Here is a 26683-nt window from a genome sequence, read left to right as displayed (position 1 = left end):
GATGGTCTAGGGCGAGCTTCCCAGAAAGGTAAAGAACACCTTTCCGGGAGGCTCGTCTAATGCTTTTCAGGGGTGAGTAAGGCACTTGCGCTTTTCTTATTTTAAGCCTTCGAACATGGAAGGTGCTAAGTACAGATCAAAGGAGGTTGGTTGTTTAGATGAGTGATTTATATGCAGATCGTCTCCCTCCACAAAATGTGGAGGCGGAACAAGCTGTTTTAGGAGCGATTTTTCTTGAACCTTCCTCACTTACATTGGCATCTGAAGCTTTAATTCCCGAAGACTTTTACCGTGGAGCACATCAAAAGATATTTAATGTGATGCTCAAGCTAAATGATGAAGGAAAAGCAGTGGATTTGGTCACGGTGACCGAGGAATTGAATGCGACAAAGCTACTGGAGGATACAGGTGGCGTCAGCTATTTAAGTGAGCTTGCAGGATCAGTTCCAACTGCAGCTAATATTGAATATTACGCAAAAATTGTAGAAGAGAAATCACTTCTGCGCAGGCTGATCCGAACAGCCACTAACATAGCTCAGGATGGATATACACGCGAGGATGAGATTGAATCCTTATTAGGTGAAGCGGAAAAAAGTATTCTTGAGGTTTCCCAGCGTAAAAATGCAGGTGCCTTTCATAATATAAAGGATGTCCTTGTACGAACATACGATAATATCGAGGTTATGCATAATAGAAAAGGTGATATAACTGGGATTGCGACAGGCTTTGCGGAGCTTGATAAGATGACAGCCGGCTTTCAGCGGAATGATTTAATTATTGTTGGTGCCCGTCCTTCTGTTGGTAAAACAGCTTTTGCTTTGAATATTGCTCAAAATGTCGGAGTGAAGACGGGTGAGAACGTAGCCATCTTCAGTCTGGAAATGGGCGCTGAGCAGCTTGTCATGCGTATGCTATGCGCAGAGGGCAATATAGATGCACAGCGGCTTCGTACAGGCTCGTTGACTGATGATGACTGGGGCAAGCTGACAATGGCAATGGGGAGCCTTTCAAACGCCGGAATCTTTATAGATGACACACCTGGTGTACGCATCACCGATATTCGTTCCAAATGCCGCCGATTAAAACAGGAACATGGACTGGGAATGATCTTAATTGATTACTTGCAGCTTATTTTAGGAAGCGGCCGATCAGGCGAAAATCGTCAGCAGGAAGTATCTGAAATTTCGAGGTCATTAAAGGCACTTGCCCGTGAATTAGAGATACCTGTAATCGCTCTATCACAGCTATCCCGTGGAGTTGAACAGCGTCAAGATAAGCGCCCAATGATGTCCGATATCCGTGAATCAGGAAGTATTGAGCAGGATGCTGATATTGTTGCTTTCTTATATCGTGATGATTATTATGATAAAGAATCAGAGGATAAGAATATTATAGAAATCATTATCGCCAAGCAGCGGAACGGCCCTGTAGGTACAGTACAGCTCGCTTTTGTAAAAGAATATAACAAATTCGTAAACCTTGAGAAACGGTTTGACGATTCATTTGCTCCGCCTGGGGCATAAAGGATCAGTGGAAGCTGGTCCTTTTTTAAAAGATGTTTTTCTACCACAGTCATGGAGACTGTGGTTTTTCAGAGGTTGAAGGTTTATCGCAAAGGCAAATTGCGACCAAACTTGGAATATCTCGTAACACCGTGAGTAAATACCTGAAAATGCCCTATCGTCTGATCATATTTCAAAGGACGCTGAAAAGACCTAGAGTAATTGGTTATTGATAGTAATTTGATTCAAAGGCATTTTTAAACCTCATACATGTAGATTAGAAATATTTAAAAATCGAAACGTAAGTATTATTGTAAAGGTGACCTGTTAAGAACGCCAAAACAAACAGATGTAAATCCTAAGTATCTAGCGATTATCTTTAAATAGACCTCCATCAATATTATCTATTCTATTCACAAAATACTCTAGGTAGTTGTTCAAACGTGCAGAAGAAGGTACATTAAAATTGATATTAACATAATCCAACCACCTTTTTTCTAACTCGTCTAAATCCATATTATATATTTTTTTGATTTGAGATTCTAGGTCAGGATGATCATAGATTTCACTGAATTTTTCTATTCCGTACTCATCGATCAAATACGTCACAAATGACCCAGCCTGTGCATATGCCATCCAAATTCTTGTTGGTTCATCTTCTGATCTCGTTGAAGAATATACTATTAACTTTGCTTCTTCCGGATTTACAAGTTTATATAAAGGGATAAGCTTCTCAACTTCAAAAAAATATTTAATCAACTCGTGAACATTAAGATCCCCATTAGGTGAAGTTATGTTACCAAATTCATTTTGTGTATAAACTGCTAAACCTTCTTGAGTAAGGGCACCATATTGATATGGAGATTTTGTATCACCCATTCCATAAAGGATATGAGTCATTTCATGTACTAGTGAATGAGTACTTGTATCCAAATCATATAAGGATATATCATTTCTTGTAGCCATTGATCTACCTGTACCAGGGAATAAATATATATTAATATTTTCCGGTCTTTCATAATGGGTAGTCATCAGGTTTTTTAATTGATCATAAGACATCAAAACTTCTTCTTTAATTTGTATTAATTTATGTTTTGGAAAATTCCCCTGATTATATATTTTGAAAGTTATCTCCTCATCATTTGACATATATTCTTCTAATGATTTCTCTTCTTTTTCCTTACTACTACCTGTTCTTGTATTAACTTTTTGGCATCCAGTTGTTAGGAGAAGTAAGAGTATCATTAGCACGATAAAAATTCTTTTTTTTAACATTTTTTATAAAAACCTCCATTCTCTATTGGTAATATATTAACTATTTTATATTATCAAAATAGTATAATAATTTTGGAAAAAATAAAAGTTTTTTCTATTTTTGAAATTATTATACACAATTGAAAGGAGGTGATTTCGAATGGGTTTACTTGATTTAAACATTAATGAGTCTATTATTTCCCCTCAAGTTATTAGACCAGATCCAGGCCCAGGTAGTGGCAAGGGTGGTGGCAACCTCGGTACAGGTACCTTGGGTTGTGGAACTCCAGGTTCTAGTTGTGCAGGACCACCAGTGCATCAAAAAGGGATTGGTTCAGAGAACGAATAATTAACAACAAACATCTTTAATTCTTTTGTAACAGAACTTAATGTTTGTTTTTCATTTGGTGAAAACTTCCTTGTAAATTTATATTCGTATTCAGCTTGTTTTTTTTGATTTTTATATTTATTTAAATCTGATACTAATTTGTTATATCTTTTTATTTCATTATTGATTGACACTCTGTCAGACTCTTTACCTTCCGATACAATGTTTCTGGCTACCTAACCCTCATGAATAGTTGGTAATGTTTCGAGTCCTCTTGCTGCATTTGTAAGATGCGTAATCTTTTCGTTAAAGCCATTTGAAGAGAGGTATAGATTTGTTTTTTTTTCCCATAACTTTCTCCAAGACTTGAATTTTTCGCGATCATTCCAATCAGTGGAACTTACCTTTTTAAATTTCTTTTTCCCATTCTTATCTAAAATATGATTTCCCTTATTATCTAGTATGTATTTTCTTGTTGCTTTGTTGCCCCATGAACCATCTTTATTAAATGGTCGAACTGTTAACATGACATGAAAATGGGGATTATTCTCATCATCCCTATGAATTGCAATATCTGCAACCATTCCATTTTCCACAAATGCTTCCTTACAAAAATCAAGGGTTAGTTTTCTTTGTTCATCATTTGATAGTTCAGTAGGTAAGGCTACATTAAATTCTCTAGTAAACTGAGAATTATAGTTTTTTCAATTTTATTAACTTCATTCCACAATTGTTCTCTATCGTTTACCCATGTTGGCGCATGATCAGGGCGTACTTACTCGATTTCCTGATTTATGATTGATATATAAGTTATTTTGATGCTATTTAAATGATTCTGCTTTTGGCTCTTCTAACTATAATATGAATCTATCACGAACATAATTTAATAAAATATTAATAAATGTTCGTGTTTTGTTGACTTTTATCCCTTGGAATTGTAAAATTAGTTTGTTTGATAAGGGATTAAGAAACCTCGGAGGTGCATTTATAATGTCATCAGTAGTAGTTGTTGGAACACAATGGGGAGACGAAGGTAAAGGGAAGATTACAGATTTCCTCTCTGAAAATGCAGAAGTTATTGCCCGTTACCAAGGGGGAAATAATGCAGGCCATACCATTAAATTTAATGGAGAAACATATAAACTGCATTTGATTCCATCAGGTATTTTCTATAGTGATAAAGTTTGTGTGATCGGAAACGGAATGGTCGTAGACCCGAAAGCGTTAGTAGCAGAGCTTGCTTACTTGCACGGCAAAGGCGTTTCAACTGATAACTTAAGAATTAGCAACCGCGCGCATGTTATTCTTCCTTACCATCTTAAATTAGATGAAGTAGAAGAAAACAGCAAAGGCGATAATAAAATTGGTACCACGAAAAAAGGTATTGGACCGGCTTATATGGATAAAGCAGCTCGCGTAGGCATCCGTATTGCAGATTTACTGGATAAGGAAGCATTTGAGGAAAAGCTTGCACGTAATCTTGCTGATAAAAACCGTCTTCTTGAAAGAATCTATGAAACAGAAGGTTTTAAAATAGAAGATATTTTAAACGAGTACTTTGATTATGGTCAGCAAATTAAAAAATATGTATGTGATACATCTGTTGTCTTAAACAATGCATTAGATGATGGAAGAAGAGTTCTATTTGAAGGTGCTCAAGGCGTCATGCTTGATATCGATCAAGGAACCTATCCGTTTGTTACATCATCTAATCCAGTCGCAGGTGGCGTTGCCATCGGTTCTGGTGTAGGACCAACGAAGATTAAGCAGGTAGTTGGTGTTTCTAAAGCTTATACAACTCGTGTGGGTGATGGCCCATTCCCTACTGAATTAAAGAATGAAATAGGCGATCAAATTCGCGAAGTTGGACGTGAATATGGTACAACAACTGGACGCGCTCGCCGTGTAGGCTGGTTTGACAGCGTTGTTGTCCGTCACGCGCGCCGCGTCAGCGGAATTACAGACCTTTCTCTGAATTCCATCGACGTTTTAACTGGAATCGACACTTTGAAAATTTGTACGGCTTATAGCTACAAAGGTGAAATCATTGAGGAATTCCCTGCAAGTCTTAAAGTATTGGCAGATTGCAAGCCGGTATACGAAGAACTTCCAGGCTGGACTGAAGATATCACGAATTGCAAATCTTTAGATGAACTTCCTGCCAACGCGCGTCATTACTTAGAGCGTGTGGCTCAACTCACTGGGATCCCATTATCTGTTTTCTCAGTAGGACCTGACCGCACACAAACAAATGTAGTCAGAAGCCCATGGCGTCAAAACTAATAAGAAAATAAAAACCCCCCAGCTTCGATGCTGGGGGGTTTTTCTCTTGAAGAAAGGAATTAGAAGTAGAGAATGGACATAAAGGCAATGAGAGCCACATGTTTAAATTTAATTCAAAAGAGGAACAACCTACCTTTATAAGGAGGAGGTGAAAGCAATATGAAAACCGTTTTCCGAGCCATTTATTCTATCGTTTTATTTGGCGCAGGCGTTTTGCATTTTACGCAAGAGAAAAAGTTTCGAAGCATCGTTCCTAAAGCTCTTCCTTTTAGAAAAGCGATTGTCCTTATCTCAGGAGTAATGGAGGTTCTCTTTGCTATCCTATTATGGGTACACAAAGGTCAAGCAATAATCGGCAAGCTACTCGCATTTTTTATGATTATTATTCTCCCAGCAAATATAAATATGGCCATGAAAAATAATACCTATGTTAAGGGTAAGAAGCTTCATCCAGTCTTATTATGGCTTCGTCTGCCATTGCAGCTTCCTCTTATCTTTGGCGCATTAAAATTAACTGGCAATATAGATAAAACAGAAAAAAGCTAAATTTCTTCGGTTATTTAGTTTTTTTCTCATACTTACTTTCTTAATCCAGGTCCTCAAATGAACCTTGTCGAAAATAAGAAGATGATGACGAAAAAACCTCAACTAATATATTAAAATATTTTTTTAAAAAAAGGATTGTACAATGAATAGTCTCTGTGTTAATATAAAAAGCGTCGTCAAGAAAGATACAACGATTAGTACAAACCGTATTAAGGTAATGATACTTAGTATGAGCCATTAGCTCAGTTGGTAGAGCAGATTGCAGCATCATTGAGTAACATCATCGATTAGCAATCTGTGACAAAGCGTAAAGCTTTGGAACATCTGACTTTTGCAAAATGGATTTAGGAAGTAATTATAGTATGAGCCATTAGCTCAGTTGGTAGAGCATCTGACTTTTAATCAGAGGGTCGAAGGTTCGAGTCCTTCATGGCTCACCATTTTTTAATAATGGCCCCTTGGTCAAGCGGTTAAGACACCGCCCTTTCACGGCGGTAACACGGGTTCGAATCCCGTAGGGGTCATCGGCATTATGATGGTTAGTGGAAGTTCGGCAAGGACGGACTTTTACTGACGATCATATTAAAATAATAAGGTTGGTCCGGTAGTTCAGTTGGTTAGAATGCCTGCCTGTCACGCAGGAGGTCGCGGGTTCGAGTCCCGTCCGGACCGCCATTACATATAAGTATGAATTGTCCTTCATTGGGCATTATGGATTTAGCAGATTGCAGCATCTTGCATAGATCTTTAACAAAATATATATAATATGGCTCAGTAGCTCAGTCGGTAGAGCAAAGGACTGAAAATCCTTGTGTCGGCGGTTCGATTCCGTCCTGAGCCATCAAAAAGGGAGTATGAATTCAATTCGTGCTCTCTTTTTTATTTTTATGCCTATAAATCATTTAAACAGCACATAATCTGGCCTAACACTCAATATTTTAAGCATTACTATACCAGAAGATATGTATTAAACAGAAATAATTCACCTGATATTCCCGTGTAGATCTTATTTTTCTAAATTCATTCATGAAGAAAAACCCCAAGTGCTCTTTCCTTTCAAATGACCTCATCCATATTACAAACATATGACAAAAAGCAACCAATCCAATGTCGTTTTTACGATTAATAAGTCATAAAATGTCATCCGCTATACAATTTTATTACATTCCTGAGACTATTCATCTATAAAAAACACCTTATGGTACATTAAAGGGGCGTGAAAATGGCAGAATGCTATTTTTATAGTTAAATAGAACCAAGTTTAGGGTAAGTAGTCTAGGAGGATTAACAATGAAAAATTGGAGAGAAGTACTAACTACATATACTGAACAGACATCACAGTATTTAAAAGGTAGAGTAAAAAAAACAGCGATTGTAGCGGCTACAGCTGGTGCAATTATGTTTTCTGGCAGTTCAGCTGCGTTAGCAAACAATGAATTTACTACGGTTTATTATGTATATATGGGCGATAAATACTTTGGGACAATTTCGAATCCCCAAATTATTGAAGATATGGTTTCAGAAGAATTGAAAGTCCATGGCGAGTCTTACGATGGACTTAGGATGGCATTAAGCTCGGACGTTTCCTTCATCCCAGAAAAATTGTTTAATGACGAGAATAAAGCTGATGATGAAGCAACGAGCAGTGAGTTTATGAAAGACATTACAGTGAAAGCGGAAGCGGCTGCCATTAAGATTGGAAATGAACCAGTTGCATTCTTAAAAGATGAAGAGCAGGCAGAAGAAGTAATCAAAGAACTCAAACTCCAATATCTTACTAAAGAAGAATGGGAAGAACTAGAAGCGAGACCAGATATATTAGAACCATTACCCGATTTAAAAACGGGTGAAACCAGATTATTGAATGCTCTTTTTTCTGAGGAAGTAACAATCACTAAAGAAAAGATAGAGCCTGAAGAAGTGATGTCAGTTAAGGAAGCAATGAAACTTCTTCAAACAGGTACATTGGAAGAGAAATCATATAAGGTAAAAGAAGGAGATGTGCTTAGCAGCATCGCTCAGGATTTTGAACTGGAAACAACAGAACTGCTAGATTTAAATGATTTAGAATCCAATAGCATGCTTAAGGTTGGCCAGGAGTTAAAGGTCAATGAGATGAAGCCTTTTGTTGATGTTATCACGAATAAAGAGGAATATAAAAAGGAAAAGATCTCATTTGAGCAAGAAGTAATTGAGGATTCCTCTATGTTTAAAGGTGAAGAGAAAGTGAAGCAAGAAGGCAAAGATGGGGAGCGGACTGTTCTCTATCACATTATTGAGGAAAATGGCGATCAGGTGGAAAGAGAAGAGATGGAAGAAGATATTCTCAAGAAGCCTGTGAAAGAGATTGTGGTGAAGGGGACGAAGGATCCCACAATTGGTGATGGAGAATTTGTTTGGCCTGCTGTTGGTGGTTATGTATCAAGTGAAATAGGCTATAGATGGGGCAAGATGCATAAGGGTATAGACATTGCGAGACCAAGCGATCGGACGATTAAGGCTGCGGATAATGGTAAAGTGATCTCTGCAGGCTGGAGTAATGGGTACGGAAATAAAATTGAAATCGACCATCAAAATGGTTATCGTACGGTATATGCGCATCTTGATTCCATTTCAGTCAGCGTCGGTGAAACAGTGACGAAAAGCTCGGAAATTGGTATAATGGGTTCGACAGGTGATTCCACAGGTGTCCATCTGCATTTTGAACTTTTTAAAAATGGTAAACTCGAAAATCCGCTTAATTATGTTAAGCAATAAATTGCCTATTAAGGGCTGTTCCAAAATGTGAATTTTATCGGGGCAGCTCTTTTTTTATGGAAATGTTAGACTGACTGATCATCCTGCCTGGGAAATAACATAATGGAAAAGCCTTTCAGCAGAGGATTTTACCCCCTCTCTATAGAAAGAAGAACAGAAGGAATAATGCCTCTCTTTACCATAAAATAAGTAAATGTGATACATTAAAATTGGTGCTTTCCATTTAAAATGGTAAAGTAGGGTGTACAGAATAGATAATTTTTACAAATAATTGCAATCATATAAATTACGTAATATAAAGGAGAAACGATATATGGATAAAAAAATTCTAGTAGTAGACGATGAAAAACCAATTGCTGATATACTGCAATTTAATTTAAATAAAGAGGGCTATGACGTTACTTGTGTATATGACGGAGTGACAGCGTTAGAGAAAGTCGAAGAAATCAAGCCAGACTTGATTCTTTTAGATATTATGCTGCCGCAAAAGGATGGTATTGAAGTTTGTCGTGAAGTCCGGAAAAAATATGATATGCCAATCATTATGCTGACTGCAAAGGATTCCGAAATTGATAAGGTGCTAGGACTTGAACTTGGAGCAGATGATTATGTTACGAAGCCTTTCAGTACGAGAGAGCTGATTGCACGTGTGAAGGCGAACCTGCGCCGTCATCAGCAAATTGCTGCGAAAGCAGGGGAAGAAGAAGAGACGAATGAAATTGAAGTAGGTTCACTTATCATCCATCCGGATGCCTACATCGTTTCGAAGCGTGGTGAAACCATTGAGCTTACTCATCGTGAGTTCGAATTACTTCATTATCTTGCCAAGCATATTGGACAGGTTATGACAAGGGAGCATCTTCTGCAAACGGTTTGGGGTTATGACTATTACGGTGATGTCAGAACCGTTGACGTAACTGTTAGAAGGCTCAGGGAAAAAATTGAAGACAACCCAAGCCATCCTACATGGATCGTAACAAGAAGAGGTGTCGGATACTACTTGCGAAACCCAGAACAGGAGTAAGTAGAGAATGAATAAGGTTGGTTTTTTTCGTTCCATCCACCTGAAATTTGTTATCATCTATGTATTACTTATCCTAGTTGCCATGCAAATTGTCAGCGCTTATTTTGTTCGTCAATTAGAAACAACGTTAAACGATAACTTTAAGACTACCATTCAAGATCGTGTCAATCTGCTTGCCTACTATTTGGAAGAACAAATGGTGAAGGACCGGTTACCTGAAGAAGGAGGACCGACCCTTGAGAATGATATCGAGAGGCTCTTAAGTGATTATTATAATTCAGAGGATATTAATGAAGTACAGGTCATCGAAGGAGACTCCTTGAAAATACTCGGAACCTCCAACATAGACAACCGGGCAGTTGTAGGACAGAGAGCAACTGATACATTCATTAGAGTGGCGATGACAACCGGACAGGAAATGAATGATGACTTTAGCGATAAGCAGACTGGCAAGCGGATATGGGTATTGGTTAAACCTATTAAAGTTGATAATGAAGTCATCGGCGCCATTCATATTTCGGCAAAAATAGAAAATGTATATGAGCAAATGAGAGAGATCAATAATATATTTTCTACTGGAACAGCCATCGCCCTTGCGCTCACTGCTGTCCTCAGCGTCCTGCTCGCACAAACCATTACGAGGCCGATCACTGATATGAGAAAACAAGCCCTTGCAATGGCGAAGGGTAATTTTTCGCGTAAAGTTAAGATCTATGGCCAAGATGAAATCGGGCAGCTTGCTATGACTTTTAATAGTCTGACAAGAAAACTGCAAGAAGCGCAGGCAACGACCGAAGGGGAAAGGCGCAAGCTGTCATCGGTCCTTTCATATATGACCGATGGTGTGATTGCTACTGACCGTAAAGGCCGAGTTATTTTAATTAATGAACCTGCAGCGGACATGTTAAAGGTTTCACGTGAAACAGTTCTATCTACATCGATTGTTTCCTTACTCGGTCTTGAAGAGGATTACACTTTCGAAGAGTTATTAGCAGAACGTGAATCAGTCATTCTTGATTATAGTGAATTCCAGAAGAATTTGGTCCTGCGGGCGAACTTTTCCGTTATCCAAAAAGAAACAGGCTTTGTCAATGGACTAATCACGGTGCTGCACGATATAACCGAACAGGAAAAAATTGATGCAGAGCGCCGAGAATTTGTCGCAAATGTTTCGCATGAGCTACGCACACCATTGACAACGATGAGAAGCTATCTCGAAGCATTAGCAGATGGCGCATGGCAGGATAAGACTCTTGCTCCTAACTTCTTAGATGTGACGCAAAATGAAACAGAACGAATGATCCGACTAGTAAATGATCTCCTTCAGCTGTCGAAAATGGATAGTAAGGACTACCAATTAAATAAGGAATGGATCGATTTTATCCAATTCTATAATCGAATTATCGACCGTTTTGAATTTACAAAGCAGCAAAATGTTACCTTTGAAAGACAACTGCCAAATCATGCTGATTTTGTTGAAATGGATGCAGATAAGCTGACTCAGGTGCTGGATAATATTATTTCAAATGCATTGAAATACTCCCCTGAAGGCGGTAAAGTAACGTTTAGAATTGAGGAGAAAGAACAATTCCTCTTTATTAGCGTTTCCGATGAAGGAATGGGAATACCGAAGAAGAATTTAAAGAAAATATTTGATCGATTCTATCGAGTCGATAAGGCTAGAACAAGAAAATTAGGCGGAACGGGATTAGGGCTGGCTATTGCCAAGGAAATGGTGGAGGCTCACGGTGGAGAAATCTGGGCAGATAGTATCGATGGGAAAGGGACAACAATTTCCTTCAGTTTGCCATACGTCCGCACTGAAGAGGATGATTGGGAATGACTTATGAAAATATAAAGACAGTCATACTAGTTATTTTAATCGCTTCAAGCGTATTGTTGACCTGGAATTTATGGACATATCAACCAAACTTTGACCCTATAGAAAAACCGAACACTGTAGAAGAAGAAGAAATTGGTGTGAAAAAAGAGATCCAAGATGTCATCAAGCCAAAACAAGCCATTAATCATGTTGGCGATACGTATTATGGCACAATGGCAAGAACTGAACTTAATCGGATTATCAATGAGATCAGCGGCTGGCACTTTGATGATTTTGAAGATTTTACTTCACAAGTTGATCATGTGAACACTTTTATAAATAAAGAGGGATTCTCGACTATTATCTTTCCAGATGATATCCCATTAGATTTGTATCGAAATGTTATGACGATAGACGATAAAAACATCGCTGATTTTACTTTTGACAAAATTATCGTTGATACGAATGATACTAATGGGGAGGATGGATTCGTATATTTTGTTTCCTCGGCTAATCAAGTAATTTATAAAAGCGGAGTGAAATTTTCATTAATAGAAAACTATAAGAAAAATTATTATACCAATACAGAATCTGATGAGAGATATAGAGAATATATTTCATACAAGGTCAAGGATCAAAAGCGCCTTTTCATACCTAAAGAGAAGACGACAATAGAGACCATTGGCTATTTATCAAAGAATCTTAATTCTGAGCAGTTAAAAAGGACACTCTTCAACGATCCGTCTGTCGTTCAAAAGAACGTTCAAAATGCTATGGAAGAATTTACAGACAGCACGAGTATAATGAGGGTTTATAATGATAGAAACCTACTTTCCTACAAAAACCTTGCAGTAGGTATTGAAAAACAGTCTGCACCGAATCCTCTGTTAAAAAGAAGCATTGACTTCATTAATGATCACGGTGGATGGACAGGTAGATATCATTTCTTTTCTATGGATCCTGAAAAGGATAAAGTCATATTCCGTTTATATGACGACAAATATGGATACCCGATTTTTAGTGATTCAGAGATTGCCAAGATGGAACTCGTGTGGGGTCCAAATGAAATTAATGAATATGATCGCAGTAATTTCTTACTAGATACGCCTCTGCCTGATGGGGAGCCTGTAGAGCCATTATATTCTGGTGAAGATGTGATCGAGCTGATCAAAAGGCTTCCGGAATTTAACAATGATAAATTGCAGGATGTTACCATTGCTTATAAAATGGTTAAAGAGCCAAGTTCAGGTAAGGGCCCGAGTGTGACAAAACTGATTCCGAACTGGTATTATCTCTATAATAATGAATGGAAACAGTTATCCATGGAGGATTTTATTCATGAATGAGACGGGAGGAATCCACCATGGATTGGAGTAAAATTAAAACAATTTTTATCATAACCTTCCTCGTGCTCAATGTGTATTTAATGTATGAATACTTCAATATTAAAGGGATGAGCCAGGAAAGGGAATTATTTACCCGTGAGTCTATAGATGAAAGACTGAAGGCAGACGACATCACCATCAGCAGCCGCCCGCTGCCGAAGGAGGAATTACGGGGTCAGTATATAAGTGCCAAGCCTAAGGTGTTTAAAGAAGAGGATTTGGACAACCCGAAGCTTGACGGCCAGGATATTATACTTGGTAAAGAAATGACCTCTTTTCTTGATTCCGATAAACCGTTAAAGATTAGCAATAAGTTTGAATCAGCTGAGCTTGACGATTTTATAAAAAATCATATTTTATTCGGGGATGAATATCGTTTTTGGGAAAAGCGCGGCAATACAATCACGTATTATCAAAAATTTGGTGACAAGCTCATATACCAAAACAAAAATGGCAAATTGACTTTTCTTTTAAATGAAGATAATAAAATCGTGTCTTATACCCAAACGTATCTAGAGGACATAGAGGAATATGCTGATGATAGAAAGCTGATTCAGCCAATTAAAGCAATAGAAATTCTTTACGAAAATCATTATTTATTACCGCAAAGTGAAATCACAGATTATGAGCTTGGATATCATACCTATGTAGATACAAGCACTTCCCAAACAAGTATCTCACAAGTGCTGACCCCAGCATGGCGATTTGAGATTAACGGCGGAGAGGAAAATCTATTTGTTCATGGGTTAGAGGGACAAATTTTAGAGTTAAATAAAGAAGAGACAAAAAAAGTGGAGTGAGAGAAATTATGTCTTTGCAATTTAGCGTTCTCGCGAGCGGAAGTACTGGGAATGCCATATACGTAGAGACCGACAGCCATTCTTTCTTGGTTGATGCAGGACTCAGTGGAAAGCAAATGGAAGCTCTATTTGAAAAGATTGATCGGAATATGAGTAAGCTGTCGGGCATCTTAGTGACACATGAGCATAGTGATCATATTAAAGGTGTAGGAATTGTGGCGAGGAAATATAAATTGCCGGTTTATGCCAACCAAAAAACCTGGCAGGCGATGGACCCTCTCATTGGACAAGTTCCTGTCGATCAGAAATTTACTTTCGATATGGAGACAGTGAAGACTTTTGGTGATCTTGATATCGAATCATTTGGTGTTTCACATGATGCGGCTGAGCCAATGTTCTATGTGTTTCATCAGGGTGATAAGAAACTTGTACTGATTACAGATACTGGCTATGTGAGTGATCGTATGAAGGGCCTTATTACGAATGCTGATGCCTATGTGTTTGAAAGCAATCATGATGTGCAAATGCTCAGAATGGGCAGATATCCATGGAATATAAAGCGCAGAATTTTAAGCGATGTCGGTCACGTATCAAATGAAGATGCAGCGATAGCAATGAGTGAAGTAGCAGGGGAGAGGACCAAGCGCTTCTATCTTGCCCATTTAAGTCAGGATAACAATATGAAGGACCTGGCAAGGATGGCTGTTTCCCAAACACTTGAAAGCAAAGGAATCTTTGTTGGAGAGCAATTCCAATTATTTGATACAGACCCCAAAATACCAACTAGTTTAACTGCGGTATAAAAAGGATAGATAATAGGGTATGAAGGAAGTAGGAGCCATTTTCCTCTTCCTTTTTTATTTATTAATAAATATCAGCCAAATTATGAACAAATTCGTAAGATTCCTTCATTCATATGCTTTTTTCTTAGGCATTTATAAAACAAGGAGTATAATTATGGTTATATAGGAAGAATAAATGATAACCATTATCTGTTATAAAGGAGCTATTTGCTCCGGTTATTCCATGGAAAGGATTGGGTGGTTTATGGGCTATTATGATGATCATCATTATGAAGGCCGCAGCAAGCGGCAAAAAGGAAGCAAAGGCGGATACATATTAGCAAGTCTGGCTGGTGTCCTTATAGGCGCAGTGCTCGTCATTGCAGTCGTCCCGAAGGTTCTCGATTATAATGGGGTTGCCTCATCACGAGATCAAGGACAATCCAATACGGCTCAGCATAACAATGCTGATGTCCAACAGTTGTCTTTGGACGTAATAACTGATGTCACTCAAGCGGTGGATAAGGCAGCAGATGCCGTTGTCAGCATCTCGAATATTCAAGCCTCAGGTTTTTGGTCAAATGATGAGAATGCAGAAGGCGTAGCAGCTGGTTCAGGCTCAGGTGTCATCTATAAAAAAGAAGGCGGTAGAGCTTTTATTGTGACCAATTATCATGTAGTTGAAGGAGCAAAGCAGCTTGAAGTGAGTCTTACAAATGGTGAAAAGCTGCCAGCTAAAGTGGTCGGTAAAGATATTTGGACTGATTTAGCAGTCATTGAAGTGGACGGTTCACAAATTAAAACGGTTGCTGAATTTGGCGATTCAGACTCATTGAAAATTGGAGAGCCAGTGATCGCGATCGGGAACCCTTTAGGGCAATTTGAAGGCTCAGTTACACAAGGAATTATCTCAGGCTTAGAGCGGACAGTGCCAGTAGATATTGACCAAAATGGCACGGTGGATTGGCAAGCTGAGGTTATCCAGACAGATGCAGCAATTAACCCTGGTAATAGCGGGGGCGCCCTTGTGAATATCAGCGGGCAAGTTGTAGGGATCAATTCAATGAAAATTGCCCAATCAATTGTTGAAGGAATAGGTCTGGCCATTCCCATCAATTTTACAAAAACCGTCATTACTGATCTGGAGCAGCATGGAGAAGTGAAGCGCCCATATATGGGACTGCAGCTTGCTTCTGTTAATGAAATCCCAGGCTACTATCAAGATGAGGCATTAAAGCTTCCTAAAGATGTGACATCTGGTGTAGTCGTCAGCGGAGTGGAGCCAAATAGTCCAGCATCTTCGGCAGGACTTCAGGAAATGGATGTAATCGTTGAGATGGACGGAGATAAGATCAACGATGTATTAGAGCTAAGACATCATCTTTACATCAAGAAAAATATCGGCGATAACTTGAAGATTAAATACTATCGTAATGGTCAATTGGAAGAAACAACAATGAAGCTAGCAGCAGAAAATACATTCTAAAAGGAGAACAAGGAAGCATCCAAAGCTTCCTTGTTTTTTTATGATTTGGTAAGATGAGATGTGGATAAATAATAATAGATAATAAAGCAAGTAAAAAGGAGACTGTAACATGATTTATAGCTGCGAAGAACATATTGAAGTAGCAATCGACACGATTGTGGACGAATACGAAACATTTCCCAAATTAACGAAGGTATCAGATGTGGATAACTTAACAACAACCTGTGAATATTGTCAAAAACCTGCAATATATATTGTAGCGAACAAGTGATTCCATACAAGATGTGGATTAAAAATGTGGATATGTGGATAACTTCTGTGGATATCTTGTTTATGAAATGAGGATGGCTGTGAATATCTCAATAATCACTGTAGGAAAACTAAAAGAAAAATACTTAAAGCAAGGAATCGATGAATACCTAAAAAGACTTTCGGCCTATGCAAAAATAGAAATCATCGAAGTTCCTGACGAAAAAGCCCCAGAGGAATTAAGCGAAATCGAAATGCAACAGGTGAAACAAAAAGAAGGAGAACGCATCCTTGCAAAAATTCACCCCGACACTCATGTTATCGCTCTCGCTATCGATGGCAGGATGAAATCATCTGAAGAACTGGCAGACAACCTGGACAAACTTGCTACCTACGGGAAAAGCAAAATTGCATTTGTAATTGGCGGGTCACTGGGGTTAAGCGATGAAGTGCTGAACAGAGCAAACGATAAACTTTCTTTCTCTAAGATGACTTTCCCGCATCAGTTGATGAAGCTGATTTTGCTGGAGCAGGTTTATCGGGCTTTTCGGATTAATCGGGGGGAACCGTATCATAAGTAAATGAGGTTTTTTGTTAAGAATAAAAGAAGCCTAACTTATTTAGTTAGGCTTCTTTATGTGGTATAATTACCTATAAATTTACCAATTACTAACATTAATTTTTGATAGTTGGAGGATATATGACTACTGTTGCTAGTGCTTCAAAAATACTCAATACAAGAATAATGGAATGTGATTTAGTTACATATTATATAGGCTATGACTTGAATGATGATGGAGAGATGGTTTATCGATTAAATGAATTTATAAGTTATCTCATAAACATTATCCCAGAGTTTGCATTTGGGTTTCATCAAGGAACCTCAACTTCTAATGATGAGCTTGTTAATAAAATATACCAAGCGGCGAAGTCAATATACAAGATTAAAGAGTTTAGAGAAGTTTCAGATTTGTATTTATCAGACCAAGTACTTGACGATGATATAGAAATTGATAAAAAGTATTTGAAGAGAGGAGAATTTGGAGAAGTAATATTGCATTTTATCTTGAAAAACTTTCATGGAACAGTTCCGTTAATATCAAAGGTTTATTTTAAAGATTCATATGGACATGCAGTTCATGGTTTCGATTCTGTACATATTAACGAATTAAATAGGACTTTGTGGTTGGGAGAATCTAAACTTTATACAGATGGTAAGAAAGGGCTCTTAGCATTAATCGAAGATCTTAAAGAACATTTCAAAAGGGACTATTTAAACGACGAGTTTACAATAATATCAAATAGGCTTAAAGATACAGCACCTAATGAAAAAGTGGATCATTGGTTAAGTTTATTAGACAATACAACGAAATTAGCTGACCAACTAAATCAAATTGTAATACCGTTAATTTGTACTTACTCATGCGATCTATTTACTGAACATTCAGATGAAAGAGATGAAAAATTTATTCAAGCCTATGAGAATGAGATAAAAAAATTAAAAAAGTATTTTGATGATAAATATGATCATCCGCTAAAAAGTCATTTAAATATAATAGTTATATTATTTCCGGTTAAATCTAAAGTTGATTTAGTCAAAGGACTACATAAAAAACTTGTTATTATGCAGAATTTAGGTGAATAAATGGGTATTAATATAGAAGAAATTTACAATAAGGAATTTATTGATTTTGAATACAGTTTTACTTTAACGGGTATTTGTTCAAGGTACTTGAGAAGTAAGGATGATCAAATAGGAAGAGATATTTTATTGGCTATAATTGATAATTGGGAAAAGGTTGATGAAGGAACGAAAAAGATTTGGCTAGACTTACTGGACTCAGCAGGTTTCTATCCGTATTTAAAAGTATATGACAATAATGACATAAAAGATTTAGGTCAAGAAATCAGGACATATTATCACGAATCTAATAATATTAATAACATTACTTTACATAGAGAACAAAAAATAATTTTATCTCATTTAGAAAACAATAAAAATTTAGTTGTAAGTGCTCCAACAAGCTTTGGGAAAAGCCTTTTAATAGAGGAGATAGTAGCAAGTGAAAAGTATAGAAATATAGTAATTATACAACCAACTCTTGCACTTATACATGAAACATTTAAAAAATTAATAAAGTATAATAATTCCTATAATATAATAGTAACTACCAGCCAAGAAGCTGAAAGTAATGAAAATAATATTTTTATATTAACTGCAGAAAGAGTAATAGAGTATAATAATCTTCCTAAAATTGATTTTGTAATAATAGATGAGTTTTATAAGTTAAGTTCCAAGAGAGATGATGAACGATCAGATGTTTTAAATATGGCAGCTAATTTACTTATAAATAAACATAGATCACAATTTTATTTACTAGGGCCCAACATAACCAATATCTCACCAGGTTTTGCTGAGAAATATAATGCAATCTTCTACAAAACCAATTATTCCTTAGTAAATATCGAGATTATTGATTTATATACAAAATATAAAAAAGAGCTTAATTCTCCAGGGAAAATAAAATTTAAAGAAAATCTTTTATTTGAGTTATTATTGGACTTAAAAGAAGAACAGACAATTATTTATTGCTCCTCACCAAATAAGGTAATGAGTCTATCTATCAAATTCTTGGATTACCTTATGCAAAAAGAAAAGATAGAAAAAGAAGAAGATCTAGAGTTAATTGAATGGATAAATGAAAATCTAACCTCACAATGGTCTTATAACACACTTTTAAAATATAAAATTGGGATTCATAATGGAGCAATTATTAAGCATCTCAATGAAAGTGTGGTCGATTATTTTAACAACAAAAAATTAAAGTATTTATTTTGTACTTCTACTCTTATTGAGGGAGTGAATACTACTGCAAAAAATGTGGTGATATTCGATAATATTAAGGGTGGAAAAGATATTGATTATTTTGATTTTAGTAATATTAAAGGTAGATCGGGCAGATTTATGAAACATATATTAGGGAAGGTTTATTTATTTAATGAAATTCCAAATAATAATGATGTAATAATAGATATTCCTTTCTATGATCAGGTTGAGGCTTCAGATGAAGTTATTATTAGCTTGGAAAAAGATATTATTAAAAAGGAACAAACTGAACGTTATAATAACTTAGTTGAGACTTTAGGCGATTATTTTGAGGTAATCAAAAATAATAGTATATCTGTTAATGGACAATTAAATATAATAAAAGAAATAGAGAAAAATCTTACTGACAATCAAGAACTGATTTGTTGGGAGGGTATTCCCACATATAAACAATTAACATTTATATTAGAGTTAGGTTGGGATAACCTTTTAAAACCTGGTGAGACTACCTTACCAATGACAAAAGGAAAATTAGTTTTTATGACTAATAATTTTGGAGTAAAAGATGGTTTTATAGAATCTATACGGTCTGAATACATATATCAATCTAAGCAGACTGCTAACAAGAATAAAAATAAGAATCAAATTTTGGACTCAGCAATACTTAATACAATGCAGGTTCATAGACATTGGTTAAAGTATAAGGTACCTAAATGGTTAAATGTAATTGATAAGCTTCAAAGGGAAGTTTGTCATAAAAATGGAATAAAACCTGGAAATTATAAGATATATGCAAGCTTAATAGAAAATGAATACGTTTCAAATAATTTATCACATCTAATAGACTTAGGTGTTCCTTCTTCAGCAATTAAAAAAATTGAAAGGTATATTCCTAAAGATTTACCTATAAATCATGTTTTAAAATTTATTAGAGATGAGAAAGTTTGGAATGAGGGCAGTCTTTTAAATTATGAGAAGAAAAAAATTCAAAATTTAATAAGTTTCACATAGATTATCATGTAGAACCTGAATCATAAATAAATGGTATTTATAAAAACAGTAAGGGCACCATTCAAATCTAAATGGAATGGTGCTGTTTTTAATAAATTGACATTTTCTGCATGAGGGCTTTTCTAAATTTTTCTAACAAATTCTCTTCTAATATAAAGTAATTTTCTTTTTGAAGTCTCCTTTCATATTTACAATATATTCCGGATACAAGGCCTTATCCTAATCATTACGTTTCTATTGGGGAGTTTATATTGTTAGAAAATTTAAGGATAGCTGACTTTAGGGAAATAAACTTACTACATTTTTATAATAATGACAGTAAGTTAGAGGAGTATGTATTATTAAGAAATATATCAGAGAGATTTTCTATGCCAATTACTCCTGAGGAAAAAGAAGGCTACCTTTTTACACAATTAATTACTTAAATAATTAGAATACTTTGATTTGATGGTATTTGTTTTAATAGTTCAATTTCTTTTTCTTATGAAACTGGTTATAACATAGTCGATTCATTAAAGAGAATAGAAAAAGTGAAATTTGAATTTGTTGATGAAAAATTCGATTCTAAAATATACTATTATTAGTGGATTTTGGTTTATATATAGGGGGATATATTATTGGACCTTGAAATAATAAGTATTAAGGAAATTAATTTAGAAGTAGAACGTGAAAAAGTATGTATTAGATATGAAGAAGAAGATAATCTCTTATTACAGAAAGTTAGACTATTTAAGTCTACTTTTTCAAATGTTGGTCTTAAAAAAGCTAATTTTAATAGTTGTAGTATAAATAATTCACTTTTTGAAAATTGTTATTTAAGATATGCAACTTTTAATAATGTGGATTTAACAGGTTCAGTTTTCATTAATTGTGATTTATCGAATATAAAACTTAATTCATGCAATATTAGATATGTTGAATTTAAAAATTGTCAAATTAATTTAAAAGAAGTTTTGGGATGTTTACCACAAGAGACAAATTTGAAAATACAATTATTAAAAGAACTTAGATTAAATCAAATAAGCATTGGTGATAACAAAGGTGCGGACGAATTATTATTAAAAATTTTAGATGCTGAAAAGTCATTATTGATGGAACGTGTAAAATGCGAAACTAGTTATCATCAAGAGAGAGAAGATTTTGTTTCTAGAGTTAAAGCCTACTTTAATTATATTTTGTTAAGTCTGAATGATTTGATCTGGGGATATGGTTTAAAGTTATCGAGACTTTTTAGAGCAGCACTTACTATAATAATTGTATTTGCTATTTTAATTTACTTTTGCACCAATGCAGAATATCTTTCAACAACAACAGCCGGTAATGTTTTAGTAGAATTGAGTTTTTGGGATTCTATATATGTTAGCTATACTAATTTTATAACAATGGGCTATGGAAACTATATTCCTAACACAACGACTACAAAAATTATTTTTGTTACTGAAAATACATTAGGTTATATATTTCTTGGTTTTCTTGTATCAGGAGTTTATAGGAGAATCTCGAAATGATAGAAGGATATAATTTTAATTATATAAAAGGTCTAGAAGTTGTAATGGTTTATGGTTCGGTGGCAAGAAATGAGGCTGATATTAATTCTGATATAGATATTTTTGCTTTAGTAGTAGATTCTCTTACAGAAATAGAAAGAGAAAAGTTAATAGAGAAAATATATTACCAATTTCCTGCTAAAGAAGTGAATGTCTCTTTATATACTAAAGAGATATTCAACAAAATGTCTAGAGATGGGTCCCTATTTTTATGGCATTTAAAAAAGGAAGGAAAATATCTTTTTAATAAAAGAAATGAAAATATCTTTATAAACTTATCAAATTTTGATGGCTATCAAAAGAATATGAAATTGTATAGGGACTTATTTAGCAGTGTTCAGAAGAGTTTGGTAGAAAATGGAGTAAATAGTTATGATTTATCAATGTTATTTTTCTTATGTAGAAACATTAGTATATTAACCTGTTTTAAAATAGGTAATCCTAATTTTGGACGATATTCTGCATATGAAAATCTTACAAAATATTTAAATTATGAACCAGTAAGTTATTCAAATTTTATCTCTTTATCTAAATGGAGAATTGATTACACCAGGGGGCTTGAAGAGGAGTTGGCTTATCCTAATAGGGATAGATTAATAAAGATGATAAATGAAGTATCAAATTTACTAGATGTATGTGAAAAAATTATTAACAGTGAGGATAAAAATGAAGAGTATTGAGATATTAAAATCTTTTTATAGAGAAATCAATAAAGATAAAACCTTAATTTTTAATTACTCAAAGGTTAGCGAATTTGAAAGGAATTTATTTATATCAATTTCAAATTTTATTAATAAAAAATATAATTATCAGCTTAAAGGATTAACTAAATTACACTTTCACAGATTAGAAAATGCTATTGATATAACTAGTGATGATAAGATATTAATAAATCGTGCTAATAAATTAAATTCAATGATAACTACACGGACGATTACTATGGGCTATGGCGGCAATGCTGAAAAGAAGATAATAAAAAATTACAAATTAGACATATTTATTGAAGCATTGAAAGAATATATAGAGGAATACGAAAGAAAAGCCCTCACTTAGATACATCACGGTGAACCGTATCATAAGTAAATGAGGTCTCTATTATAATAATGTGAATTTTATAGAATTGTTTGGTTAGACATTATTGGTTGATAATTCAACTATATGAGCGTAGAACAGTATAAATAAGGTTCAATCCTATCTTTTTATTAGTAGGTAATTAAACGCAGAGAGGATATTAATTATCCTTTCTGCGTTATGAGTTTTTAAAATATTATTGGGATTTCCTATCAAAATATAAATTTAAATCCGTTTTATCTGTATCTTCTGCTAGAGCGTCATGTATAGTATTGTTTAATAATTGCATTTTTTGTTTTTCGAAAAATGGGACCATTATTAAATAGGGTGTTCCTGATTTTTCAATTTTTAATATTGTTTGAAGACCATTACCTGCAATGCCTATTCCTAAAATTAGAAGTAACAAACCAAAGATAAAGCTATTTCCCAGAGATCCCAATCCTATGAAAAATATAAATAAACCTAAAATAATTGGTTTGATATAGTATTTGGTAGATAACATAGCTCCAGATATATTTTTTAGAGGGACATTTTGTTGGTCTTTACCAGCAGGGATAAATCCTAATAATGTGTTTGATAAATTTGTTTTTACAAACCTATTATCGACCTCAACCTTACCTTTTATCCAAAAGAATAGTAAACTAGTTGAGAATTCAATTTCTTTCATTTTTTATCCTCCTCTTACAAAATTAACAAATATTAAAATCAGTACTATATTATCATAAAAATTACATAAAATGTACATTTTTATGAAAAGCATGATCCGATAATCCTTGTTTTTTATCCTTTTGTTATGGAAGGAAAATAGTGTTTTTTTAATACAAAAGACTATTTAAATCACTTGGATACAGATTATGCAGTAAATGTAGACAATACTTTAATGAGTTAAAAGAGTCGAGAGAATTATTTTCTAATAATTTCCCATCAACAGGGCTAAATATTGTAAGTGAATACGACCTATATGGGATTATTGAGATATGTAGCACACTCTGTGAATTAGCTCAGTACACCAGTGTGCAAATTATGAGGAATGAAGCAGCGTAGATTTAAATTATTTAAAAAACACACCTGTAGCTATAAGGGCATAACAGATTCAGAAGATTGGCGTAGATTTGATTATATTAGAAGGAAACAGCCATTTCTAGCTAGTATATATTATACAATGACCGAGTGAATGGTAGAGGACTACTTTGGAGCTTGGTGTCCTGATGATGATTAAAACTCACTTAGATATAATACGGTTCACCGTATCATAAGCAAATGAGGTTTAGTAGAATTTTTAAAAATAACTGGGCTGATAGAAAGTAGACCAGTTATTTTTTTCGGAGTAAATTAAAGGATAGGAATGAAGAGCTAATTCTAAGTTTATCAATGTGTTTTCATTGGGAAGGGAATATAGAGGTTGAAATTAAAAGGAAAACTTTAATACAAGAAATGAAAAGAAATAGAAGAAAGATCTTCTATTTCGCAAATGGAACATTCAACAATTCTGGTACAGTGACAAATTCGTAGCCTTGCTCTTGCAGTGTCGGGATAATTTGGTGAAGTGATTCGATTGTATTGGTTCGATCTCCATCCACACCTGCACCGTCATGCATGAGAATAATCGCTCCTGGCTGCACGTCGTCTAACACATTTGAAGCGATAACCTCTGGCGGGTCTTCCTGCCAATCTAACGAATCCACCGACCAGCCAATCACTAAATATTGCATCTCCGCAAGCTTTTCGACCAATTCATTGTATAAGAAACCATAGGGGGGTCTGAATAAATGTGGTCGGTAACCAATAATGTCATTAAGAGCATCTTCAGATCTAGTTACTTCCTGCTCTAGCATTTCGATGTCGGATTCATCTACAAGGTTAGGGTGGATGTATGTATGGTTTCCAATTACATGACCTTCATTTTGAATCTGCGTGACTATTTCAGGATAAGCAACAGCTCTCGAGCCTAATAAGAAAAACGTTCCCGGTACATTGTACTGGTTTAATACTTCTAATACATCATTAGTAAAACGTGGGTCAGGGCCATCATCAAAAGTTAAAGCAACTCGTTTTTGATCAGTAGAACCTTGTAAAAAAAATATATCTGGATACCGTTGCTGTAAGACTGTCATATCAACAGGTTGCTGACGTGCTCGATTGGGGATTTCCGGTCCTCCTCTAAGGTCAGGAAAACCTTCCTTGGGATTATCCCGTTTGTCCTTTTTCCACCATTGCTGCGAGATATCACCCAAGGATTCCTCATCCGCATGTATAATCATGACATTTGTCATTTGAAAAAATAACAAAAGTCCAACTACCAACGTCCACTTGATTATTTGCTCTTTTTTCATCCATTCATCTCCTTTTATATTAAAAACTTATTGTTATTTTTGATAAAAAAGGATAGTTTATTCAAAAAGAAGGAAAACACCCTTTTTTTTCCTAACTAACCTCACTAACATTCATCTGGTGAACTGTTCTACAATTTAAACCTCAATAGAAACAATAAATATTTCCATATCAAAAGAAAAAAATTTTTATGAATTGTAGTAATCAATTCCTATTATTATAATAAAAAGAAAACTAGAATGGAGATTTCTGTCATGTCTAACACAGTTTCCCTAAAAAAAGGAGCTAATACACTTCTCCCATCAAGCGGAATAATCACTATAGAAGTGCAATGGTCTTCTTCATCAGAATTGGATGTTAGTTCTTTCTTAGTGACTGCCGATGGGAAGGTGCCATCCGATGATTACATGGTATTTTACAACCAGGAAACAGATCCTGAACGAAGTGTTTCGCTCAAGGAAAATGAGAAAAACAGAGTCGTTTTTACAATTGATTTAGATCGACTTTCACCTTCAATCCAGCGTGGTGCTTTTACAGCTACTCTAGATGGTCATTTAACGTTTAGCACGGTTCAAGGTCTTTGTATAAATGTTAAGAGTGTACAGGGAGAAGTTCATTATCAGGTGGATGATGTGGCTGAGGAGAAGGCACTTGTAATTGCTGAGGTTTATCGACATCAGTCCAATTTTAAATTTCGCGCGATTGGCAGAGGATTTAATGGAGGATTAAAACCGTTGGCAGAGTCCTTTGGTGTGGATGTTGAAGAGCCTGAGAGTCCTTCTTTGCCTCAAGTTGAAGCGCCTCCGGCTGAAGCTGCTCCCGCGCCGAAAATTAACTTATCCAAAATAGACCTGCTTAAGAAAAAGGTTGCCGTTTCTTTGGAAAAGAAGAAGATTCCGCAAGTGAAGGCGCGTGTAGCTGTTGTTTTTGATGCTTCTGGTTCGATGACAGCATTATATGCAAAGGGAACAGTGCAACGCGCGTTTGAGAGGGTGCTTGCTGTAGCTGCATGTATGGATGATAATGGAGAATTAGATGTTTGGTTTTTCGGCTCAAAGTCTATGAGAGCGAAGAGCGTAAACGAGCGGGACTATGAGGATTATATTAAACGGACGTATCCCACACCAAAGATATTCAGTGGGCTGGGGGTAGGTAATAATGAGCCTGCTGTGATGCGGGATGTGATTAAAAAATACGTGAAGGAAGAACCGAGAAATGATATTCCAACGTATGTGATCTTTTTCAGTGATGGCGGGATTTATGAGGATAAAAAGATTTCAAAGATATTAGTAGACTCCTCAAAACAGAACCTATTTTGGCAATTTGTCGGGATTGGCAATGCAAATTACGGCGTACTGCAAAAGCTCGATAATCTGCCTGGCAGGTTCATTGATAATGCTGGCTTTTTCGCATTGGATGATTTGGATAATATAACAGACGAAGAATTATACAACCGTCTGCTGGATGAGTTTCCTACCTGGCTTGCTGAGGCGAAAAGGCATGGTCTCTTGCATTAGGATAAGAAAATGATTGCAAGCAAATGCTATAAAAGGTCCGGCCCCGTCGAATGGAGCTGGATCTTTCTATTCGCCCTAGTTGACTAAATCTTCTGCCAAAATGACATCCTAAAATTATTAGGCTATAATAATAGACGTTATGATCACCTTTCCCATAATAG

Annotated in this window: 24 protein-coding genes, 4 tRNA genes and 1 pseudogene; 25 read left to right on the top strand and 4 right to left on the bottom strand. The window is 35.5% G+C overall.

The window, feature by feature from the left end:
* Positions 1-158: 158 nt before the first annotated feature.
* Both dnaB and J2S17_RS18555 read left to right on the top strand, forming a co-directional pair.
* Positions 159-1523, top strand: coding sequence for a replicative DNA helicase (gene dnaB / locus J2S17_RS18560; RefSeq protein WP_307477262.1), 1365 nt, complete (start codon positions 159-161; stop codon positions 1521-1523).
* Between the two features lie 32 nt (positions 1524-1555).
* Positions 1556-1735, top strand: a complete 180-nt coding sequence (locus J2S17_RS18555; protein WP_307477261.1) for a sigma factor-like helix-turn-helix DNA-binding protein — start codon at positions 1556-1558, stop codon at positions 1733-1735.
* Between the two features lie 133 nt (positions 1736-1868).
* Here the strand turns inward: J2S17_RS18555 and J2S17_RS18550 are convergent, their stop codons facing one another.
* Positions 1869-2777 (bottom strand): gluzincin family metallopeptidase, encoded by a 909-nt coding sequence (locus J2S17_RS18550; RefSeq protein WP_307477260.1) that lies wholly within the window; start codon positions 2775-2777, stop codon positions 1869-1871.
* A 139-nt stretch (positions 2778-2916) separates the two neighbouring features.
* Here J2S17_RS18550 and J2S17_RS18545 point away from each other — a divergent pair, with 139 nt between their 5' ends.
* Positions 2917-3105: a hypothetical protein gene (locus tag J2S17_RS18545; protein WP_307477259.1), complete on the top strand. Its 189-nt coding sequence runs from the start codon at positions 2917-2919 to the stop codon at positions 3103-3105.
* 215 nt (positions 3106-3320) lie between these two features.
* Here J2S17_RS18545 and J2S17_RS18540 read toward each other — a convergent pair.
* Positions 3321-3814, bottom strand: a pseudogene (locus tag J2S17_RS18540) (MobA/MobL family protein).
* Between the two features lie 260 nt (positions 3815-4074).
* Here J2S17_RS18540 and J2S17_RS18535 point away from each other — a divergent pair.
* The 21 genes from J2S17_RS18535 to J2S17_RS18435 all read left to right on the top strand — a co-directional run bounded on the left by J2S17_RS18535 (position 4075) and on the right by J2S17_RS18435 (position 22656).
* A complete protein-coding gene (locus J2S17_RS18535) occupies positions 4075-5367 on the top strand; it encodes an adenylosuccinate synthase (protein ID WP_307477258.1) in 1293 nt (430 codons plus the stop codon).
* A 159-nt stretch (positions 5368-5526) separates the two neighbouring features.
* A complete protein-coding gene (locus J2S17_RS18530) occupies positions 5527-5913 on the top strand; it encodes a DoxX family protein (protein ID WP_307477257.1) in 387 nt (128 codons plus the stop codon).
* 364 nt (positions 5914-6277) lie between these two features.
* Positions 6278-6353, top strand: a tRNA-Lys gene (locus J2S17_RS18525).
* Between the two features lie 12 nt (positions 6354-6365).
* Positions 6366-6437 (top strand) — tRNA-Glu (locus tag J2S17_RS18520).
* 74 nt (positions 6438-6511) lie between these two features.
* Positions 6512-6588, top strand: a tRNA-Asp gene (locus J2S17_RS18515).
* A gap of 93 nt (positions 6589-6681) precedes the next feature.
* A tRNA-Phe gene (locus J2S17_RS18510) sits at positions 6682-6754 on the top strand.
* Between the two features lie 449 nt (positions 6755-7203).
* Complete coding sequence (locus J2S17_RS18505) at positions 7204-8670, top strand: peptidoglycan DD-metalloendopeptidase family protein (protein ID WP_307477256.1); 1467 nt, start codon at positions 7204-7206, stop codon at positions 8668-8670.
* A gap of 313 nt (positions 8671-8983) precedes the next feature.
* Positions 8984-9694, top strand: coding sequence for a response regulator YycF (yycF, locus tag J2S17_RS18500; RefSeq protein ID WP_307477255.1), 711 nt, complete (start codon positions 8984-8986; stop codon positions 9692-9694).
* 7 nt (positions 9695-9701) lie between these two features.
* Complete coding sequence (walK, locus tag J2S17_RS18495) at positions 9702-11537, top strand: cell wall metabolism sensor histidine kinase WalK (protein ID WP_307477254.1); 1836 nt, start codon at positions 9702-9704, stop codon at positions 11535-11537.
* Positions 11534-12862 (top strand): YycH family regulatory protein, encoded by a 1329-nt coding sequence (locus J2S17_RS18490; RefSeq protein WP_307477253.1) that lies wholly within the window; start codon positions 11534-11536, stop codon positions 12860-12862. Before walK ends, J2S17_RS18490 begins: the two co-directional genes overlap by 4 nt.
* 17 nt (positions 12863-12879) lie before the next feature.
* The gene (locus J2S17_RS18485; protein WP_307477252.1) at positions 12880-13701 is read left to right on the top strand and encodes a two-component system regulatory protein YycI; all 822 of its coding nucleotides are present in this window, start codon (positions 12880-12882) and stop codon (positions 13699-13701) included.
* 8 nt (positions 13702-13709) lie between these two features.
* Positions 13710-14504 carry an exodeoxyribonuclease YycJ gene (gene yycJ, locus J2S17_RS18480; RefSeq protein WP_307477251.1) on the top strand — a complete coding sequence of 265 codons (795 nt, stop codon included), beginning with the start codon at positions 13710-13712 and terminating at the stop codon, positions 14502-14504.
* 244 nt (positions 14505-14748) lie between these two features.
* On the top strand, positions 14749-15969 hold the full coding sequence (locus J2S17_RS18475) for a S1C family serine protease (RefSeq protein ID WP_307477294.1): 1221 nt from the start codon (positions 14749-14751) through the stop codon (positions 15967-15969).
* Positions 15970-16078: 109 nt separating this feature from the next.
* Positions 16079-16240, top strand: a complete 162-nt coding sequence (locus tag J2S17_RS18470) for a CxxH/CxxC protein (protein WP_307477250.1) — start codon at positions 16079-16081, stop codon at positions 16238-16240.
* Positions 16241-16319: 79 nt separating this feature from the next.
* Positions 16320-16799 (top strand): 23S rRNA (pseudouridine(1915)-N(3))-methyltransferase RlmH, encoded by a 480-nt coding sequence (gene rlmH / locus J2S17_RS18465; RefSeq protein WP_307477293.1) that lies wholly within the window; start codon positions 16320-16322, stop codon positions 16797-16799.
* Positions 16800-16918: 119 nt separating this feature from the next.
* Positions 16919-17863, top strand: a complete 945-nt coding sequence (locus J2S17_RS18460; protein WP_307477249.1) for a HamA C-terminal domain-containing protein — start codon at positions 16919-16921, stop codon at positions 17861-17863.
* The gene (locus tag J2S17_RS18455) at positions 17864-20056 is read left to right on the top strand and encodes a DEAD/DEAH box helicase (protein WP_307477248.1); all 2193 of its coding nucleotides are present in this window, start codon (positions 17864-17866) and stop codon (positions 20054-20056) included.
* Between the two features lie 251 nt (positions 20057-20307).
* Positions 20308-20481, top strand: coding sequence for a hypothetical protein (locus tag J2S17_RS18450; RefSeq protein ID WP_307477247.1), 174 nt, complete (start codon positions 20308-20310; stop codon positions 20479-20481).
* Between the two features lie 192 nt (positions 20482-20673).
* On the top strand, positions 20674-21564 hold the full coding sequence (locus J2S17_RS18445) for a pentapeptide repeat-containing protein (RefSeq protein WP_307477246.1): 891 nt from the start codon (positions 20674-20676) through the stop codon (positions 21562-21564).
* The gene (locus J2S17_RS18440; protein ID WP_307477245.1) at positions 21561-22283 is read left to right on the top strand and encodes a nucleotidyltransferase domain-containing protein; all 723 of its coding nucleotides are present in this window, start codon (positions 21561-21563) and stop codon (positions 22281-22283) included. The genes J2S17_RS18445 and J2S17_RS18440 overlap by 4 nt, the downstream gene beginning before the upstream one ends.
* Positions 22270-22656, top strand: a complete 387-nt coding sequence (locus J2S17_RS18435) for a hypothetical protein (protein ID WP_307477244.1) — start codon at positions 22270-22272, stop codon at positions 22654-22656. Before J2S17_RS18440 ends, J2S17_RS18435 begins: the two co-directional genes overlap by 14 nt.
* Positions 22657-22870: 214 nt before the next feature.
* Here J2S17_RS18435 and J2S17_RS18430 read toward each other — a convergent pair whose 3' ends face one another.
* Both J2S17_RS18430 and J2S17_RS18425 read right to left on the bottom strand, forming a co-directional pair.
* Positions 22871-23341, bottom strand: a complete 471-nt coding sequence (locus J2S17_RS18430) for a hypothetical protein (RefSeq protein WP_307477243.1) — start codon at positions 23339-23341, stop codon at positions 22871-22873.
* Positions 23342-24134: 793 nt separating this feature from the next.
* Positions 24135-25007, bottom strand: coding sequence for a polysaccharide deacetylase family protein (locus J2S17_RS18425; RefSeq protein ID WP_307477242.1), 873 nt, complete (start codon positions 25005-25007; stop codon positions 24135-24137).
* 252 nt (positions 25008-25259) lie between these two features.
* Here J2S17_RS18425 and J2S17_RS18420 point away from each other — a divergent pair, with 252 nt between their 5' ends.
* Positions 25260-26522, top strand: coding sequence for a vWA domain-containing protein (locus J2S17_RS18420; RefSeq protein WP_307477241.1), 1263 nt, complete (start codon positions 25260-25262; stop codon positions 26520-26522).
* Positions 26523-26683: the final 161 nt, after the last annotated feature.

Source organism: Cytobacillus purgationiresistens, from assembly GCF_030813235.1.
In the GTDB taxonomy this organism is placed as follows: Bacteria; Bacillota; Bacilli; order Bacillales; family Cytobacillaceae; genus Cytobacillus; species Cytobacillus purgationiresistens.
This window is presented reverse-complemented; position numbering and strand designations above follow the sequence as displayed.

What these genes read in the sequence shown, in the direction of transcription:
- dnaB (WP_307477262.1), top strand. Translation starts at nt 159, where the DNA reads ATGAGTGATTTATATGCAGATCGTCTCCCTCCACAAAATGTGGAGGCG.
- J2S17_RS18555 (WP_307477261.1), top strand. Translation starts at nt 1,556, where the DNA reads ATGTTTTTCTACCACAGTCATGGAGACTGTGGTTTTTCAGAGGTTGAA.
- J2S17_RS18550 (WP_307477260.1), bottom strand. Translation starts at nt 2,777, where the DNA reads ATGTTAAAAAAAAGAATTTTTATCGTGCTAATGATACTCTTACTTCTC.
- J2S17_RS18545 (WP_307477259.1), top strand. Translation starts at nt 2,917, where the DNA reads ATGGGTTTACTTGATTTAAACATTAATGAGTCTATTATTTCCCCTCAA.
- J2S17_RS18535 (WP_307477258.1), top strand. Translation starts at nt 4,075, where the DNA reads ATGTCATCAGTAGTAGTTGTTGGAACACAATGGGGAGACGAAGGTAAA.
- J2S17_RS18530 (WP_307477257.1), top strand. Translation starts at nt 5,527, where the DNA reads ATGAAAACCGTTTTCCGAGCCATTTATTCTATCGTTTTATTTGGCGCA.
- J2S17_RS18505 (WP_307477256.1), top strand. Translation starts at nt 7,204, where the DNA reads ATGAAAAATTGGAGAGAAGTACTAACTACATATACTGAACAGACATCA.
- yycF (WP_307477255.1), top strand. Translation starts at nt 8,984, where the DNA reads ATGGATAAAAAAATTCTAGTAGTAGACGATGAAAAACCAATTGCTGAT.
- walK (WP_307477254.1), top strand. Translation starts at nt 9,702, where the DNA reads ATGAATAAGGTTGGTTTTTTTCGTTCCATCCACCTGAAATTTGTTATC.
- J2S17_RS18490 (WP_307477253.1), top strand. Translation starts at nt 11,534, where the DNA reads ATGACTTATGAAAATATAAAGACAGTCATACTAGTTATTTTAATCGCT.
- J2S17_RS18485 (WP_307477252.1), top strand. Translation starts at nt 12,880, where the DNA reads ATGGATTGGAGTAAAATTAAAACAATTTTTATCATAACCTTCCTCGTG.
- yycJ (WP_307477251.1), top strand. Translation starts at nt 13,710, where the DNA reads ATGTCTTTGCAATTTAGCGTTCTCGCGAGCGGAAGTACTGGGAATGCC.
- J2S17_RS18475 (WP_307477294.1), top strand. Translation starts at nt 14,749, where the DNA reads ATGGGCTATTATGATGATCATCATTATGAAGGCCGCAGCAAGCGGCAA.
- J2S17_RS18470 (WP_307477250.1), top strand. Translation starts at nt 16,079, where the DNA reads ATGATTTATAGCTGCGAAGAACATATTGAAGTAGCAATCGACACGATT.
- J2S17_RS18460 (WP_307477249.1), top strand. Translation starts at nt 16,919, where the DNA reads ATGACTACTGTTGCTAGTGCTTCAAAAATACTCAATACAAGAATAATG.
- J2S17_RS18455 (WP_307477248.1), top strand. Translation starts at nt 17,864, where the DNA reads ATGGGTATTAATATAGAAGAAATTTACAATAAGGAATTTATTGATTTT.
- J2S17_RS18440 (WP_307477245.1), top strand. Translation starts at nt 21,561, where the DNA reads ATGATAGAAGGATATAATTTTAATTATATAAAAGGTCTAGAAGTTGTA.
- J2S17_RS18435 (WP_307477244.1), top strand. Translation starts at nt 22,270, where the DNA reads ATGAAGAGTATTGAGATATTAAAATCTTTTTATAGAGAAATCAATAAA.
- J2S17_RS18430 (WP_307477243.1), bottom strand. Translation starts at nt 23,341, where the DNA reads ATGAAAGAAATTGAATTCTCAACTAGTTTACTATTCTTTTGGATAAAA.
- J2S17_RS18425 (WP_307477242.1), bottom strand. Translation starts at nt 25,007, where the DNA reads ATGAAAAAAGAGCAAATAATCAAGTGGACGTTGGTAGTTGGACTTTTG.
- J2S17_RS18420 (WP_307477241.1), top strand. Translation starts at nt 25,260, where the DNA reads ATGTCTAACACAGTTTCCCTAAAAAAAGGAGCTAATACACTTCTCCCA.